Source organism: Pseudomonas sp. HLG18 (assembly GCF_051903985.1).
Taxonomy (GTDB): Bacteria; Pseudomonadota; Gammaproteobacteria; order Pseudomonadales; family Pseudomonadaceae; genus Aquipseudomonas; species Aquipseudomonas fluorescens_BT.
In genome coordinates this window covers 6,223,235-6,240,349 of the sequence record NZ_CP195831.1, presented here as the reverse complement: position 1 = coordinate 6,240,349, position 17,115 = coordinate 6,223,235, and the positions used below count along the sequence as shown (strand labels likewise).

Here is a 17,115-nt window from a genome sequence, read left to right as displayed (position 1 = left end):
ATTTTTTTTCGGGTAACCGCAATGGCTCCCGTGCGCTGCACGGGAGCCATCAAGTGCTACTTCGGCGTGTCCGGTTGATTGGCGGGATGTGCTGCGATAAACGCCGGATGTTCAGCGGCCAACGCGGCCACCCGACGAATCCGTGGATACGCCTCCAGCGAAACGTTGAACCGTTCGGCCGCGTACAGCTGTGGAATCAGGTACACGTCCGCCACGCACGGCCACTCACCGAAACAGAAGCCGCTGTCACCGATCAACTGCTCCACCGTCGCCAGCCCCTGACTGATCCAGTGGCCGATCCACTCGTTCACCTGCGCCTCGTCATGGCCCAAACCGCGCAGGCGATTGAGCACGCTGACGTTATGCAGCGGATGCACATCGCAGCCGATCACCGCTGCCACACCGCGCACCTGAGCACGGGCGACGAGGTCTTCGGGCAGCAGCGGCACCTGTGGATAACGTTCTTCCAGGAACTCGATAATCGCCGGCGACTGAATCAGCAATTTTCCGTCATCGGTGCGCAGCGCCGGCACCCGGCCCTGGGGATTGATCGCCAGATACGCGGGTTGCCGATGTTCGCCACCGGGCGGCGCGATCAGATTGACCGGCAACGCCTGATAGTCGAGGCCCTTGAGTGCCAGCGCGATCCGTACCCGGTACGACGAGGTGGAACGGTAGTAGGTGTAGAGGTCCATGAGCCGCTCCCGTCAGCGTGCCGCCAGCACAGTGCCACGGCATTCGCCGAAGCCGATCGAGGCAAAACCTTCGCGGGCGCAGCGGGCGCGCAGGATGATTTCGTCGCCGTCTTCAAGAAATTTGCGCACTTCACCGGACGCCAGTTCGATCGGCTTTTTACCGCCCTCGGTGATTTCCAGCAGGCTGCCGAACTGGCCGTTTTCAGGGCCGGACAACGTGCCCGAACCGAACAGGTCACCGGCTTGCAACTGGCAGCCGTTGACGCTGTGGTGCGCGACCATTTGCGCGACAGTCCAGTACATGTAGCGGGTGTTGCTCAGGGTCAGGCGATGGGCCGGCAGGTTCTGCTCGCGCATTTTCTCGGTGAGCAGCAGCACCTCCAGCTCGATGTCGAAGGCTCCGCCATCCTGATCGCGCTTGTCGAGCAGGTACGGCAACGGCTGCGGATCACCTTGCGGACGCGCCGGTTGCGCGGTACGGAATGGCGCCAGCGCTTCGGCGGTCACCACCCACGGCGAAACACTGGTGATGAAACTCTTGGACAGGAACGGGCCGAGCGGCTGGTATTCCCAGGCCTGGATATCACGGGCCGACCAGTCGTTGAGCAGGCAGAAACCGGCGATGTGTTCAGCGGCGTCACCAATGGCGATCGGCTCGCCCATCTCGTTGCCCTGACCGATCCAGATCCCCAGTTCCAATTCATAGTCCAGTCGAGCGCACGGACCGAAGGTCGGCTCGGTCGCACCGGCCGGCAGGGTCTGGCCTTTCGGACGGCGTACGTCGGTACCCGAGGCGCGCACGGTGGAGGCGCGACCGTGGTAACCGATCGGCACGTGTTTGTAGTTCGGCAGCAGCGGGTTGTCCGGGCGGAACAGTTTGCCGACGTTCTGCGCGTGTTCGATGCCGACGTAGAAGTCGGTGTAGTCGCTGATGCGCGCCGGCAGGTGCAGCTGGCAATCGGCGGCCAGCGGCAGCAGTTTCGCGCCCTGGGCCTCGATGTTGCCGCGGTGGGTGCTGCCTTCGCTGAACAGTTCCAGCAGGCGCTCGCGCAGGGCAACGCGGGCGTCGCGGCCGAGCTCGAAGAAGGCGTTCAACTGGCCGCCGCGCATGGCTTCGACGGCACTGCGCGCGACGCCGTCGAACAGCCCGGCCTCCAGCGCCACTTGCAGATCGAAGATGTGCTCACCAATCGCCACGCCCGCGCGCGGCGCCGAGCCGTTGAGGCTGAATACGCCCAGCGGCAGGTTCTGCAGCGGGAAATCGGTGTGGCCGTTGGCCGAAGCGACCCAACTGCGGGTGATGGAATTCTGAGTCATGGATTATCTCCGGGTCGGGTCGAACGTGGCGGGGAGCGTGGCCCAGCAGGCGTCGTAAGTGGATTGCAGTTGCGGACATTCGAGGGCGAAGCGGCTTGGGCGCAACACCTGGCTGGTCTCGAACATGAAGGCCATGGTGTTGTCGATCTTCGCTGGTTTCAGCTCCGCGTTGATGGCTCTGGTGCAGGTCTCACCGTCCGGACCATGGGCGCTCATGCAGCTGTGCAGGGACGCGCCGCCAGGCACGAAACCTTCCGCTTTGGCGTCGTACTCGCCCTGGATCAGGCCCATGAATTCGTTCATCAGGTTGCGATGGAACCACGGCGGACGGAAGGTGTTCTCGGCCACCATCCAGCGCGGCGGGAAGATCACGAAGTCGAGGTTGGCCAGACCGTGGACGCTCGTCGGCGAGGTCAGCACAGTGAAGATCGACGGATCCGGGTGGTCGAAGCTGACGGTGCCGATGGTGTTGAAGCGGCGCAGGTCATATTTGTACGGCACGTTGTTGCCGTGCCAGGCGACCACGTTCAGCGGCGAGTGATTGAGTTCGGTGCCCCACAACTGGCCGAGGAATTTCTGCACCAGGGTGGTCGGTTGCTTCAGGTTTTCGTAGGCGGCGACCGGGGTCAGGAAATCCCGCGGATTGGCCAGGCCGTTGCTGCCGATCGGTCCCAGATCCGGCAGGCGCAACGGTGCGCCATGGTTCTCGGCGACGTAGCCGCGTGCTTGCGGATCAAGCAGTTCGACGCGGAATTTCAAACCCCGTGGCAGCACGGCGATTTCCAGCGGTGCCACTTCCAGCACACCCAGTTCGGTGGCGATGCGCAGGGAACCCAGTTGCGGCACCAGCAGCAGCTCGCCGTCGGCGTTGAAAAATACCCGCTCCATCGAACGGTTGGCGCAGTAGTGATAGATGCTGATGCCAGCGGGTTTGTCGGCGCCGGAGTTGGCGGCCATGCTCACCAGACCGTCGATGAAATCGGTCGGTTCGGCCGGAATGTCCAGCGGGTTCCAGCGCAGGCGATTGGGGGTCACTTCACCCAACGGGCCGCCCGCCAGTTGCCGCTCCAGCTTGACGAATGCCGGGTGATTGGCCGACGGCTGGATCCGGTACATCCACGTACGCCGCGCTTCGCTGCGGGTCATGGTGAACGCGGTGCCGGAGAACAGTTCGGTGTACAGACCGTAAGGGGCTTTCTGCGGGGAGTTCTGGCCGACGGGCAGTGCGCCGGGCAACGCTTCGGAGCTGAATTCGTTGCCGAAACCGGACTGGTAAGCCAGGGCTGAATCGAGGTTCATGGAGCCTCCTGAACAGGGAGTCGGCATGGCCGGACGCTCTGGATCAGAGGTCTTGGCACGCCGGGGTTATTTTTATCGTAATTCAATTACGCATAACGTAATTTGCTCGCTATCCAGCGTCAAGCTATAAAGACGCCCATTCGTTCCGGGACACGGCAGCACCATGGAAAAAACCAGCGACAGCAACGGCAAACAGAAAGTCCGCTCCGCCGAAGTCGGCACCGACATCCTCAAGGCCCTGGCCGAGTTGTCGCCGTCCACTTCGCTGTCGCGTCTGGCCGAACATGTGCAGATGCCGGCGAGCAAGGTTCACCGTTATCTGCAGGCGTTGATCGCCAGCGGTTTCGCCGAACAGAACACCGCCACCAACCACTACGGCCTTGGCCGTGAAGCGCTGCGCGTGGGCCTGGCCGCACTCAACAGTATGGACGTGCTGAAAGTCGCCGCCCTGCCGCTGGCCGAGTTGCGCGACGAACTCAACGAAACCTGTTTCCTGGCGGTGTGGGGCAATCAGGGCGCGACCGTGGTGCACATCGAACCGGCGGTGCGCGCGGTGACGGTGGTGACGCAACTGGGCTCGGTGTTGCCGCTGCTCAGCTCCTCCACCGGTCTGGTGTTCGGTGCTTACCTGCCGCACCGGGAAACCGATGAATTGCGCGAACAGGAAATCGCCAGCGGCGGCCATCCGCTGGCGGACGAAAAAGCCTATGCGGCGTTGTGCGAACAGATCCGCGAACGCGGTCTGCATCATGTCCACGGTTTGCTGATGCCCGGCGTCGACGCATTGTCGGCACCGGTTTTCAACGCCCTCGGGCAGGTCGCTGCGGTATTGACCATCGTCGGCCCGACGTCGCTGTTTCACGCCGACGAAAACGGCCCGGCGGCGCAGCGGTTGCTGGCGGCGACACGGGCCGTGAGTTGGCGAATGGGCCATGAGCCCCAAGCCTGAACGCTTGAGGCTCGATCGCTTTATCAGTGCACTGTGGTCTGACTGCTGCGACTCTGATTATCCTTCATCAATTGCTCGATGATTTCGACCAGACGCTTTTCTCCCAGCGTCTGCCCCGTGGCCTTGGACATCCAGCCCACCACAGTCCTGGCATCCTTGCCCAGGTCAAACAAGGTCTTTTGAGCAGGCGTGACCTTGACCGGCTTGCCGGCTGCTGCTGCTTTTCCAAGACTCACCAGTCCGATCAGCGCGGATTTTCCATGATCAAGGGCGGCCGAGTAATTACCCAGATCATACGCTCTGGCGCCGTCGTAAAGGCTCTTGAATACCTCCACGGCGGTGACGGCGACGCCGATCGGAGGAATCACCAGACTGATGATGTTGGCGGCAAAAATCACATTGTCATACACCAGACCGGCTATCACCTCATTCAGGCTTGTGGTCCGTGCATCGATGTCGCTCAGAACGCGATAGATCCTGTCGTCATGAAGCGTAGCAAAGCCCAGCATCCGCAGAGGGCCTTCCGGTTGAGGAGGAGCGACGGTGTTGACCGTGGCAACCAGATTGTCGAAGTAATCATTCACAACCTTTTGTTCTTCAATCTTCACCCGCGCGATGTAGTAATCCCGGAACGGCCCGTAGCGGAAACGAATGGAACCGACAAATTCCTCGACCGGACGGAAAGCCACATCGTCAGGCGCGTTCGGCGTGTAAAGATAGTCATAGAATTTTCCATAAATGGAAATCCGGAAAATATAGACACCTTCGACGGCTTTGCAAGCGGAGCTTGTAGATCCCTTCGTTTGTATTCGATGCAAACGGAGAAGCGTCATTGCCTGCAGTCTGGCTCAGGTTGTCGACCAGGCGTTGAATCCCTTTGAAAACTTCCGTAGAAAGTTGCCCGGAGAAATACTGATGACAGGCGTCATAGTGCATCTCACAGCGGATTTTCGTGGCATGCACCGCCCGCTTGAACTCATAGCCCGGGTGTTTGCGATCCAGGTAATCGTTTCGTAAAAACCGGGTGTAGTGGTCCCCGGGACGCAAGGTTTTCGACCAACTGGAAAGATCCCTGATATCCAGTTTTTCAATCGACGGATGCCCACCCGTCACGTAGAACTTCGGATTGTCATCGATCGACCGGCCAGGCGTCGCCGGCACTTCAAAGTAGCGGCCTTCAATCAGCACAGTGGTCAGATCCAGATGGAAATCGTCGGTCTGAATCATGATTTTGTCGGGATCGACCTGAACCTTCTGGCCCCGAGTCAACAACAACTCTTCAATCCGCTGCTTGACCAGATCACGGGAAAACTGCTCGAAAGTCGGATAGCCGTTCTCCCGGGAGTCCACCATCGACAATGCTTTGAGTTCAGTACTGAGGCGGGCGTATCTTTGCCGCGCCTGTGACCCGACAAAGGAGTAGGTAACCGACGCCAACGCTCGGACACGGGCGACCTCACCCGCGTAAGCCACTTCACTATGACTGAACAATGGCTCACCGGCATTCAACGCCATGAGTCCCGGCACCGAATCCAATTCATACATGTAGTGTAACGGGGTTGCGCCTCCCCCCCTCAATACACCGACAGTGGCCAGTTCGTCAGGCGGGATCAACGATTCGGCATAAGCACGATTATCGGACAGCATGGACTCCATCCAACGATTGAACTGGTAGATGTCGGCGAATTTCACATAGTCGAACTGGCCGTCGGGCATCTTCATCAGCGCATAACGAGTTGCTGCTGTGCGCGGCATGAACAACAGTACGTTTTGCAATACCGATGGCCGGTATTTCAGTTTCACTCCCCGTATTTCCACGGAGGGATCACCTTCCAGGGTGCGTTTGATCAACGCAACATCTGCTGCATTGAAACGTGCAGAATGTTGAGCAACGAACAGTGCAAACTCCGCCTGACTATGCAAATAGTTGAAATAGGCCTCGCGAAACTCCTGCGGAGTACTGGAAGGCAAGGATCTGCTGAATTCCACACGCAGATCCCGGTTGGCCAGCCAACCCTCCAGTTTGGCAACGGTCAACCCACTGTCCGCCGGGGCACCTTCGATACGCAGGGTCGCGCGATTGTCTGCATCATGCAGGCCGATCACGATGAACTCGGTCAGCGTGCGAATATCTTCCTGCTTGATCGTACGTCCGCCGACTTCTATCTGGTACAGGCTATGGACCTTGATTGCATCCGGGTCAAGTCGCATTCCCAAAGCGCTGTCACACCACAGACCGAAACGCTCCACGACAAAATCGTGCAGCGAAAACAGCCGATCGGATACCTGGGCATATTCGAACTCATACCCCTCTTTCGAAGCCTCAAGGGATTCGTAAGTATTGCGTATCGACTCACCGGCCGATTTTAACCAGTCTGGCCACTCCAGGCGCTTGACCAGTATGCGCAGCGCGCTGATCCGCTGGTACAGGTCAGAGTGCATCGCAAAAACCTGATGAATATTGTCCAGTTCGCGGACAAATCCCTCTTCGCGTGGCTCACCGGATCTGATTCGCGCAGCAAATTGTGCCTCCTGATCCTTGAGCCGGCTGCCCACACAGTGCGAGAACACGCTGACCGACAATGCCGGATACCTGATTGCATCGGGAGCAACAGCCAGTCGGCTGCACATTGCTGCATGCAGGTCGGCACTGCTGGAGAAATATTCAAAACCGTTGGCCGGCGTGTAAAGGAACCAGCCGTAAGCATCGCCGGATAACTTGATTTCGGAAGTTGTGTTGTTCGAATAGGGCATGACAAAAGCGGATACCATATCCCGCTCAATGCCAGACGCCTGACGGAGACTGATTTTGTAGCCCCCGGATAACTTCGCCTTCAGCAACTCGCTGGCGCGCAGAGCCTGGAAGCTTTTAAGCGAACCCGCCACTTCCGTCAAAGCCAACTCGGCCTGCAATGCTTCGGCAAAGGCAACTTCCAACAATGCCTTTTGAGTTGTCGATTCCCCGGATTCGCTGCGGGCCGGGCTGTTCCAGTATTGACGAAGTGCACTCGCCTGATCAGTTGCCACCTCCTGCAACGCCTGAATCAAAACATCCTCGACATCTGAAATTTTGATATTGTCGACTTTCAAGCGCGCATCTGTTGTACCCGGACGCAAATAGACAAAATCAAGACCCTGTACATAAGAGGTATAAGTACCGCGCCCCAGACAATCAAAAAAAACATCAAATATCGAACCGGACGGCCTGTTCTCGACTTCATGCGGGGCATCACCGACATTGATATAAAGCCCCTCTACATCAATAGACTTTCCCAGTCGCTCGAATCGCTCCGAGAGCTTTTTCCGTAAAACATCCCTCAAGGATGGAGAACGCTCCAGTATCGCTCTCAACTCATCCCCAACCCGCTGCACATTCTCCAGCGCTACCTGACCATCCGCACTTTTCAGAACAGCACCGGCCATTAAAGTTTTAAACATCATACCCATTGGACACATCCTGTAGGTTCGTCAACGCGGAAACGGCTTCATGCCACTTCCTTTACAGGACCAACAATTACTCATTTGATTTAAAAGCGGAAGACACTGGTTATTTCAATATATCTGAACAGCAACACCCAGCCTTAATCACTCAACACAAATTCAGCAACTTTGCCCTGGCCACCGCCTGAGTTCGGCGTTCAACCCCCAACTTCCCATGTATGCGTCGAACATGAGTTTTAACCGTATGCAATGAAATGAACAACTTCTCGGCAATTTGCTGATTGGAATCGCCGGACGCAATCAACTCCAGAACTTTAAGTTCTCGCTGACTGAGGGGATTGAGCGGTGTACTTTGTTCTTCCACATGTACCGCTGTTTCAACAACACGCCAGTGCAAGGGAATCTCCATGCATCGGGCATATAGCTCGGCCAACATTTGCTGCAGGTTGCAACGCTTGATGATCTGGCAACCCTGTTCGAAGAACTTTTTGGCCTGGGCCGGCTCGCCGAGGACCAGCGCCACTTCGGTCAGCGTCAACAGCAACTCGGCCTCCAGTCTGGTCAGCCCGCGAGCCTGAGCCGACGCCAGCAAGGCACCCAGCCGAATCAGAGGCGTTTGCATTTGATCCAATCGGGTCTCGGCCAGAACCAGCAGACATTCGATACGTGGAATCAGCTCCAGCGTCGCCGGCGGTGCCTGCCGAGCACGTGGGCCACGATAATGTCTGAGCACCCGGCTCAACGCCTCGTGAGCCAGTTCGGGTCGCCCTTGTTGCAACCAGAATTGGCTGCTGACCTGCAACAGAACACCGCGATAAACCGTGTCCGGAATCTGTCGCTGTTGCATCAATCGTTCGGCGTCCCGCAGTCGCATGAAGGCTTGAGCGTAATCCCCCTGATTGGCGGCCAGTTGCGCCTGTCCGATAAAGCCGTAAAGCACGCGCTTGTCAAAGCTTCGCAGGCAGTCGTCGAGCCCTAGTTGAAAGAACTCGGCCGCCCGCCCCTGTTGCCCCATGCTCAGTGCCAGCTGCCCCCGGCGCAGGGCGATACGCCCCAGCAGCGGCGTCGGTCGCTCGACGGACGAAGCGAGCATTTCGCAAAGATTGGCCAGCAATGCTTCGGCGCGAGCCGACGCCCCTCGCTGTTCCAGCAATTGGGCGTGATCAAGTTCCAGCAACGCCTCGAACAGCAATGAGCCCTCTGCCCGGGCCAGACACAGCGCTTCACGATTGATCGAATGCGCCAACTCCAGCTCACCGCACAGCAACGCCTGTTGTGTACGTCCCGAGAGGCACAGCAGACGCGCAGTCCAGGCCTTCGGCGACAGATCGCTCAAGGCTTGTTCAAAGTGATCACGCGCCTCCTCCATCCGCCCTTGAAGATGCAACAGCCAGCCTTGCTGAGCCTGCCAGCGCGCGATCAATTGCCGTTGCTGGCCAGCCGACGGTGGCGGCAAAAAACGCGACAGTTGCCCGATGCAATCCGCCGCCTGCGCAAATCGGCCGGCGAACAACAGCGCTGCCGTGATCAACCCGACCAGCTGTGCCGAACTGAGCAACAGCTCCTCGCCACGTTGTTCATAGAGACGCAGTAACAGCACGACGGTCTGCTCCTCGAACAGATGCTCGAAACTGAAGTGTTGCAACAGGCTCACCGCGACCTCGTACTCCTCGGCCAGCAACGCCTGCTCAAAGGCGCATTTCCAATGCTGTCCGGCGGCAAACCACTGACAGGCCCGGCGATGCCAGGAGCGTCCGGCCGGCCAGGGTTCGTCACGCATCAAGCGCGACAGTGGAGCACATACCTGCAACCAGTCCGGAGATTGATGCCAGGGTTCGATGAAACACCCGAGGGTTTGCAGACTGCGCATCCATTGCGCCCCGTCCCCGGCACCGAACAGGTGATCGCACAGGCTGGCATTGAAGCGCGGCAAATGCGCCAGCACCCGCCAGGCTTCGGCCAGTTCCGGACTCAGGCTGCTGAACAGTTCGTGTTGCAGGTAGTCCAGCAAAGTGTCCATGCGCTGCTGCGGCAAGGTCTTTTGCGACCAGTCGCATTTTTGCATCATCAGCATCCGCACTCCGGCGCACCAGCCTGCGCTGCGCTGATGAATACGAGCAGCCACGCTGTCGGCCTGGGCTGGCGGCAAGTGATGCAACACTTGGGCGATCTCGCTCTGGGTCAACGCCAGCGTTGCGCCTTCACATTCGTACAGTGCGTCATCAAGCAGCAGGCGCGGCCAGTTGCAGGGTGGACGGCGCCGCGTACCGATCCACCACGTCAGGGCAGGACTGCTGACCGCCAGCAGCCGGTCGAGCAATGCGTCCAGCGCCGGCTGCGGATTGCGGCAGTAATCGTCGATAAACACCCAGGTTGCAGAGGACCGCCGTGCCACCTCATGAAGCAGCGACGCTTCATCCGCGACCGCCAGCCCGATCGCGCGCCCGAGCCGCTCGCAGAACTCACCGACGTTCAGAGAGGCACCCGCCATCGGTAGCCAGCAGACCGTGCAATTGACCGGCGCCTGCAGCAGGCATTCGGTGAGCAGCGCAGTCTTGCCACTGCCGGGAGGTGCGCAGATCAATCGGACCCGGGCCATTGACTCGAGCAACACCTCGCAAAGGCGCGGACGCGGCAAATGATGGGGAGACAGTCTCGGGAAAAAATCCGGTCGATCCAGACAGGGTGTCATGGCGGTCATCGGCTGCGCCTTTTTATCGTTGTACGCTCACCCTAGCCCTCTCCCCGACGCTTGTTGACGAGTATTCAGTACGTTGATTGCGACCCATAAAAAAGGCGACCGCACGGTCGCCTTTTGTCTTGCCGGTGCATCGAAAACCCTAGCGCACGCCCTCGGCACGCAGGGCTGAAGGCGTGAAATCGGCGACCTTGGCTTCGAAGCCGAATTCGAAGCTGTGCTTCTCCTCGTTTTTCATTCCGAGGGCGATGTAGCGACCGGCGATGATGTCGTAGAGCGCTTCCAGCGTGTAGGCCTGAGTCTGGTGATCGTAGTAGTACTGGGCATGCCCTTCGGCGACCCGCCACAGCTGCCCGCGACCGTCGTAGTGATCGGCCAGCGCCACTTGCCAGCTGTCCTCGTCGAGGTACATGTGGCGCTTGGCGTAGATGTGCCGTTCGCTCGGCTTGACCGTGCCGATCACCTCCCAGACCCGGTGCAATTCATAACGGGTCAGATCCTGATTGATGTGCCCGGCCTTGACGATGTCGTCGTACTTGAGCTTCGGCGAATCGAGCTTGTAGCTGTTGTACGGAATGTACATTTCCTTCTTGCCGATCAGCTTCCAGTCATAACGGTCCGGTGCGCCGGAGAACATGTCGAAGTTATCCGAAGTCCGCAGGCCATCGGCGGCGGTGCCAGGTCCGTCATACGCCACTTGAGGCGCACGGCGAACCCGACGCTGGCCGGCGTTGTAAATCCACGCCAGACGCGGTTCCTTCACCTGGTCGAGGGTTTCGTGCACCAGCAGCACGTTGCCGGCCAGGCGTGCGGGGGCGGTCACCGACTGTTTGAAGAAGGTCAGTACGTTGGCCGCCTGCTGCGGGTCCAGGTCCTTCATCAACTGCGGCACGGCGATCTCTTCCTCGAAGCGGATCGGCGTGTAGCTGCCATTGGTCTGCGGTGTCACCTGAGTGATGATCCGTCGCAGATTGCCACCGTGATAACGCGTGATGTGGTTCCACAACACCTCGACGCCGTTCTTCGAAATCGGGAAGGCGTAGTAGCGATTGCCGGTGAAATTGGCCAGGCCGTTGCCGTCATTGATCGTGGTCACGTTCAACGCGCTGCGCTTGGCCGATTCGTAGATTTCCGGCGGCACGGCGACGGTGCGGTGTGTTGGGTAGACCGGAATTTTGTAGGTTTGCGGATAGCGTTTGAACATCGCCACCTGTCCCTCGGACAGCTTGTCCTTGTACTGATCGACGTTGGCGGCGGTGATGGTGAACAGCGGTTTTTCATTGGCGAACGGGTCAGCCAGAAAGCCCTTGCTGTCCACCGCCCCGGCATTCTTCGGAATGCCGCCGGTCCAGGCCGGAATCGAGCCATCGGCGTTACCGGCCTTCTCGGCGCCGAGTGGCGTCAGGCTGGTGCCGAGCTTGTCGGCCTCTTGCGGCGACACCGCCGCAATCACGTTGGCAGCCAGCAGGCTCAGGGCCAGGACACCGCATTGCAGAATCATCTTGCGCATGGATTTCATCCTTCTCGGGCAGATCAGAAGTTCACGCCGAAGCTCAGGGCCACGAAGTCACGGTCAGTGAGGACGTTGTAATCGCCGCCAAAAAAATCGGTGTAACTGAGGCTGGCGGTGTAGGTGTTGCGGTAGTCGGCATCGACGCCGACGCTGATGGCCTTGGCGCCTTCGTTGAACAAACCGTTGGGCCCGTAACCGGAGACGTCGTGGGACCAGGACAGGTTGGGCTTGAGGTTGATCCCGCCGATCACGTTGGCGTAGTCGAGGATGGCGCGGGCGCGATAGCCCCACGAAGTCGAAGTAACGAAGCCGCCGGTGTCACCACCGAAACCGTACTGGCCGTACACCGAGTCGCGGCCGTAACGCAGCTTGCTGCGCGACTCCAGTCCGCCGACCCGCACCACCGCAGCCTCGCCGACCACGGTCAGGCGTTCGGCGCCCAGCACCTGATCGAAGAAGTGCGTGAGGGTGCTCTGCAGTTGCGTCACTTCCTTGCGCCGATAGCCTTTGTTGTCGGCGCCTGGCGACGTGGTCAGCGGCGACGCCGCGCCGCCGGCGATCGGATTGAGCAAGGCCAGAGTCAGGTCGTTTGTGTTGACCTGCACCGGAGCATTGGGCCGGTAGCTGAGCTCGCCGGTCCATGCGGTGCCGGTGGGCAGTGTGGTGGCGAAACTCGCGCCATACAGACGGATGTCTTCCGGGTATTCGAGGTAGTACTGACCGCGCCCGAGCATCACGCTTTGCGCCAGCCCGGACCCGCTGCCGGGTGCAAGGCGATTGGCGGTACTGACCATCCCCGGTAATGCCGCCAGGGTCGACAACCCGGCTGTGGTGGTGCCGACCGTGGGCGTACGGCTGTGGTAATTGATGAAGTACAGGCCATATTCGGTATCGTCGCCGAGCCAGCGCAACGCCGTACCCCATTGCCCGGAATCCCGCGCATCTCGGTCACCGCCACGGGGCACGACCACGCCTTCGCGAGTGACCTGGATGGGTTGCCCGAAGGCAGCGGCCAACGGCGCCAGCGGTGCAATCGCGGGACTGCCGACGGTGTAACCGTTGTTGCAACCGTCCGCCGCCACGTCGACACCGAAGAAGGTGCCGCAGTTGTCGAGAACGGTCTGGTCCCATTCCAGTTGATAGAAGCCCTCGACCGAGAGTTTGTCCGTCAGGCTTTGCGAGCCGAACAGCATGTTCACCGGAATCAGGCCTTCCTTGATCTCCGCGCCGGGCCGGCGAAATGCCGAGACGTCGATCGGGTTGATGCTGTTGATCGAGTTGCCGATGAAGGTGCTTTCGCCCCAGCTCACCACCTGCTTGCCGGCGCGCACGGTGCCCGGCAGATCGGCGATGGAGTAATTGTGATAGACGAACGCATCGAGAATCTGCCCGCCGGAAGACTTGGCGCCCTCCTTGCGGCCCTTGTCGCTGATGGGTTTGAACTCGCGGTCTTCGTCCTTGAGTTCGAAGTCGTACCAGTATTTGCCGCGCACGAACACACCGGTGTCACCGTACTTGAGCTCAAGGTCGTGAATGCCTTTGAAGATCTTGGAAAAGGTCTCGCCCTTCTTGAAGTTCAAGCGCCCGTCATCACCGGTCGAAGACTGGCCCTTACCGCCATTGACCGTGCCGACCAGCGACTTGTCCGCATCACGCATGCCCCAGCTCGCGCCGACCGAGAGTGATGAGTCGAACGTGCCTTCGATTTCGCCGATGTTGAAATCGACCGCATGGGCCTGGGCGCAACAGCCCAAGGCGACCGCAGCCGCCAGTGCCTGCGGTTTGAAGATGGCGCGCATTGTTGTTTTTGTCATGCGTCTTCCCCGGTGAGTGACAGAAGACCTCACCCTACTGCCGCCACACGGGGACGATAAGCGCACCAAGGAGGTATTCGCGCTGTCGCTCGAAAGGATGAATCACCGCCTGCAGCAAGGCTTTGCGCCGCCCATGAGCCGGCTGGATGACCTGCGATCAATGGAACGCATGATGGCGCCACTGCACCCGCACACTGTTACATGCCCGGTAACAGTGCATGTCCGGAATCGCTATTTTTCCTTGGGCCCCGGACGCTTATTCTGAGCGGGCTTTAACGGCACGGCGCCGCCAAGCACGAAGTCCACGACCGAGTCGTCGGCAACCGATTTCTGATGGATTGAAGCGTTTTTCGCTCCATCGCCCAGGTGTTCACTGACGTTGATTTGTAGCTCCTTGATCCAACGTCTTACCTTGGCCGCTGCGTTTGCAGCGGCCTTTTTTATGGGCGGTATTTTTTGCAGGAACGCCAAGGCGGGGATATTCGGCAGGAGCGGCAGGACTCGGACGAGTCCTGCCAGATGACACAAAGGCGTCAGAGCGAATGCTTCTGCAGATTCGCCATCATTTCTTTCAGCGCTTCGATATTGTCCTTCGGATGCGCCGCCCCTTCGAAATCACAAATCTGCTGCCAGTGCGCCGCGACATCTTCCGGTGAAAACCCCACGCGCGGATCGAACCCGGCGCCCAGACTGCGCTCCCAGCGCACCTTGCCCATCCAGCCGCCACCGACTTCGAACAGGCCCGAGGTTTCCTGGCATTGCTCGCTGGCCAGATACACCACCAGCGGGCTGACCAGTTCCGGTTTGAGTTGCTCGAACACTTGCGGCGGGATCAGGCCTTCGGTCATGCGCGTGCCGCCGGTGGGAGCGATGGCGTTGACCAGGATGTTGTTCTTGCGACCTTCGATGGCCAGGGTGCGGGTCAGGCCGTAAAGACCGAGTTTGGCCATGCCGTAGTTGGACTGGCCGAAGTTACCGTAGATGCCCGAGGTCGATGCGGTGAAGATCACTCGCCCGTAGTTTTGCTCACGCAGGTGCGGCCATGCGGCGCGCGTCACCTTGTAGGCGCCTTCGACGTGGACGCGATAGACCAGATCCCAGTCGGCGTCCTCCATTTTGTGGAAGGTCTTGTCGCGCAGGATCCCGGCGTTGTTGACCACCACATCGACGCGGCCGAACACATCGAGAGCGTTCTGCACCAGTTTGTCACCGTCAGTCACCGAATCATGGTTGGCTTCGGCAATGCCGCCGGCCTCGCGAATTTCCGCCACCACCCGGTCGGCGGCCGAAGCGTTGGCGCCTTCGCCCTGGGTCGAGCCGCCAAGGTCGTTGACCAGCACCCTGGCGCCCTGCTTGGCGAACAGCAAGGCATGAGCGCGCCCCAGGCCACCACCGGCTCCGGTGACGATCACGACTTTATCTTCGAAACGCACAGACTCATTCATCGGGGCAACTCCAGCAGGCCTGAGGGACAGTGTCCCCGAGTGTCAGGCACGACGCGCTCGGTCACAACGAACACGGCTGGGGCTGAATGGTGCGCGATAAGGCTGGGGGATGATGAAAACGTGCCGAGGCGCCAGGCGCCTGCGGCACTCACTCAAGAGCACGCCACCTTGCGCGGCGGCAACACGAAATGATCGCGAAATTCGAGGTAGTGCTTGAGCACCTGCACCGGCGCTTCACTTTGCGGGTAATGACCGATGCCGGGCAACAGCACGGTGTCCGCGTCGGGTATCAACTCGCAATAACGCTCGACCATGTGCGCGCCGGAGATCGGATCGACCTCGCCATCGATCACCCGCAACGGCACCTCGCCGCGCTGCATCGCCGCGACCCAACGATCACGCTGCACCCTGCGTTCGGGAATGTAGGTGATCAGCTTGTGCATGATTCGCGGCCCGCGGTTGCACTCGATCAGGCTCCAGAAATCATCCATTTCACTTTCACTGGGCCGGGTGTCCAGACCGAAGATCTGCCGGAAGCTTTTCACCAGCGCATCGCGGGTAAACGCGCGGCCGATCATCCAGCCCAACGGGCTGAGCAACAGTTTTTGCGCCAGCAGTGGCCGATGGGTTTCCGGGAACAGCCCGCCATTGAGGAACACGCAACTGGCGACTTCGATCTTCTCTTCGTAATGCCGGGCCAGCAGCTCCTGGGCAACGCTGTCGCCGTAATCGTGGGCCAGAATGTGCACCGGTTGTTCGACCTGCAGATGCGCCAGCAAGGCCTGTTGCAGATCGGCCTGCTCCAGCAGGCTGTAGGTGTGGTTCAGCGGTTTGGCCGAGTCGCCGAAGCCGAGCATGTCGCAGGCGATTACCCGAAAGCGCTGGGCCAGCGGCTGCCACAGGTAATGCCAGTCCCAACTGGCCGTCGGAAAGCCATGGATCAGCAGCAGCGGTTCGCCCTGCCCGGCCGTCCAGTAGCGGATCGGCTGACCATGGAAGACAAACGTCTGGCCGCGTTTGCGCCAGACACTCAGAGGGATTTCGGCGAGAGGCATTAGAGTCTATACCCCGGGTCTTGTTTATCGAGTTTGCGCAGCAGCGCCGGCCAGGCCAGCGCGCCACCCATGCCTTGAGCACTTTTGGTGACGCCGGCGATCATCGCCTTGGCGCCTGCCAGTATCTGCGGTTCGATGGCGATCAGTTCGGCACCGCCGGTCTGCGCCATGACCTGGATGTCGCAGGCGCGCTGAAAGGTGAACATCATCAGGAACGTGTCGGCGATGGTGCCGCCACAGGTCAACAGACCGTGGTTGTGCAACATCAGAAAATTGCAGTCACCAAGATCGGCCTGCAACCGCGCTTTCTCTTCATGATTCAGGGCCACACCTTCATACGCATGAAAGGCCAGGCTCGAGAGCACGAACAACGATTGCTGACTGATCGGCAACACGCCCTGCTTCTGCGCCGACACCGCAACACCGGAGGCGGTGTGGGTGTGCAGCACGCAGGCTACGTCGTGCCGCACTTCGTGCACGGCGCTGTGGATGGTGTAGCCGGCGGGATTGATTTCGTAAGGGCTGTCCATGAGTTTGTTGCCGGCCTGGTCGACCTTCACCAGGCTCGAGGCAGTGATCTCATGGAACATCAGGCCGAACGGGTTGATCAGGAAATCTTCGGTGCCGGGCACCTTGGCCGAAATGTGGGTGAAGATCAGATCGTCCCAGCCATGCAGGGCGACCAGTCGATAGCAGGCGGCCAGATCGACCCGGGTCTGCCACTCCGCGGCACTGACCTGGTCTTTGACACTCAAGGAAGAAGAGACGGGGGCTACGCTCACTGTATGCACCTCTGTTTTTGTTTTTTTCGGCAGGTGTCAGCAGTCTAGTCAGCCCCGGGGTTTCGCGTAGTTGCATTGGCAGCCAGCTTGATGACTGTGCGAGTCAG

At 59.9% G+C, this 17,115-nt stretch carries 13 protein-coding genes; 1 reads left to right on the top strand and 12 read right to left on the bottom strand.

The features are described from left to right. Positions 1 to 56: 56 nt before the first annotated feature. The 3 genes from maiA to hmgA are packed head-to-tail and all read right to left on the bottom strand — an operon-like array spanning position 57 to position 3,311. Positions 57 to 695 carry a maleylacetoacetate isomerase gene (maiA, locus tag ACSPX5_RS28525; RefSeq protein WP_439820704.1) on the bottom strand — a complete coding sequence of 213 codons (639 nt, stop codon included), beginning with the start codon at positions 693 to 695 and terminating at the stop codon, positions 57 to 59. A 12-nt stretch (positions 696 to 707) separates the two neighbouring features. Next, positions 708 to 2,012: a fumarylacetoacetase gene (fahA, locus tag ACSPX5_RS28520; RefSeq protein ID WP_207865287.1), complete on the bottom strand. Its 1,305-nt coding sequence runs from the start codon at positions 2,010 to 2,012 to the stop codon at positions 708 to 710. Positions 2,013 to 2,015: 3 nt separating this feature from the next. Continuing rightward, positions 2,016 to 3,311, bottom strand: coding sequence for a homogentisate 1,2-dioxygenase (gene hmgA, locus ACSPX5_RS28515; RefSeq protein WP_439820703.1), 1,296 nt, complete (start codon positions 3,309 to 3,311; stop codon positions 2,016 to 2,018). 163 nt (positions 3,312 to 3,474) lie between these two features. On the opposite strand from hmgA, the gene ACSPX5_RS28510 reads away from it, so the two are divergent. Then, positions 3,475 to 4,260, top strand: coding sequence for an IclR family transcriptional regulator (locus ACSPX5_RS28510; RefSeq protein ID WP_169428914.1), 786 nt, complete (start codon positions 3,475 to 3,477; stop codon positions 4,258 to 4,260). A gap of 23 nt (positions 4,261 to 4,283) precedes the next feature. Here the strand turns inward: ACSPX5_RS28510 and ACSPX5_RS28505 are convergent, their stop codons facing one another. The 9 genes from ACSPX5_RS28505 to ACSPX5_RS28465 all read right to left on the bottom strand — a co-directional run bounded on the left by ACSPX5_RS28505 (position 4,284) and on the right by ACSPX5_RS28465 (position 17,008). Beyond that, entirely contained in the window at positions 4,284 to 4,949 is a 666-nt protein-coding gene (locus tag ACSPX5_RS28505) for a hypothetical protein (RefSeq protein WP_439820702.1), read from the bottom strand. 31 nt (positions 4,950 to 4,980) lie between these two features. Beyond that, positions 4,981 to 7,707 (bottom strand): hypothetical protein, encoded by a 2,727-nt coding sequence (locus tag ACSPX5_RS28500; RefSeq protein ID WP_439820701.1) that lies wholly within the window; start codon positions 7,705 to 7,707, stop codon positions 4,981 to 4,983. Positions 7,708 to 7,849: 142 nt separating this feature from the next. Next, on the bottom strand, positions 7,850 to 10,402 hold the full coding sequence (locus tag ACSPX5_RS28495; protein ID WP_439820700.1) for a LuxR C-terminal-related transcriptional regulator: 2,553 nt from the start codon (positions 10,400 to 10,402) through the stop codon (positions 7,850 to 7,852). Between the two features lie 139 nt (positions 10,403 to 10,541). Beyond that, complete coding sequence (locus ACSPX5_RS28490) at positions 10,542 to 11,909, bottom strand: DUF1329 domain-containing protein (protein ID WP_439820699.1); 1,368 nt, start codon at positions 11,907 to 11,909, stop codon at positions 10,542 to 10,544. A gap of 23 nt (positions 11,910 to 11,932) precedes the next feature. Next, the gene (locus tag ACSPX5_RS28485) at positions 11,933 to 13,726 is read right to left on the bottom strand and encodes a DUF1302 domain-containing protein (protein ID WP_169428910.1); all 1,794 of its coding nucleotides are present in this window, start codon (positions 13,724 to 13,726) and stop codon (positions 11,933 to 11,935) included. Between the two features lie 231 nt (positions 13,727 to 13,957). Beyond that, positions 13,958 to 14,197: a hypothetical protein gene (locus tag ACSPX5_RS28480; protein ID WP_439820698.1), complete on the bottom strand. Its 240-nt coding sequence runs from the start codon at positions 14,195 to 14,197 to the stop codon at positions 13,958 to 13,960. Positions 14,198 to 14,259: 62 nt separating this feature from the next. Further along, positions 14,260 to 15,171: an SDR family oxidoreductase gene (locus ACSPX5_RS28475; protein WP_169428908.1), complete on the bottom strand. Its 912-nt coding sequence runs from the start codon at positions 15,169 to 15,171 to the stop codon at positions 14,260 to 14,262. Between the two features lie 152 nt (positions 15,172 to 15,323). After that, the gene (locus ACSPX5_RS28470) at positions 15,324 to 16,226 is read right to left on the bottom strand and encodes an alpha/beta fold hydrolase (RefSeq protein WP_439820697.1); all 903 of its coding nucleotides are present in this window, start codon (positions 16,224 to 16,226) and stop codon (positions 15,324 to 15,326) included. Further along, positions 16,226 to 17,008 carry a class II aldolase/adducin family protein gene (locus ACSPX5_RS28465; RefSeq protein ID WP_439820696.1) on the bottom strand — a complete coding sequence of 261 codons (783 nt, stop codon included), beginning with the start codon at positions 17,006 to 17,008 and terminating at the stop codon, positions 16,226 to 16,228. Before ACSPX5_RS28465 ends, ACSPX5_RS28470 begins: the two co-directional genes overlap by 1 nt. Positions 17,009 to 17,115 lie beyond the last annotated feature (107 nt).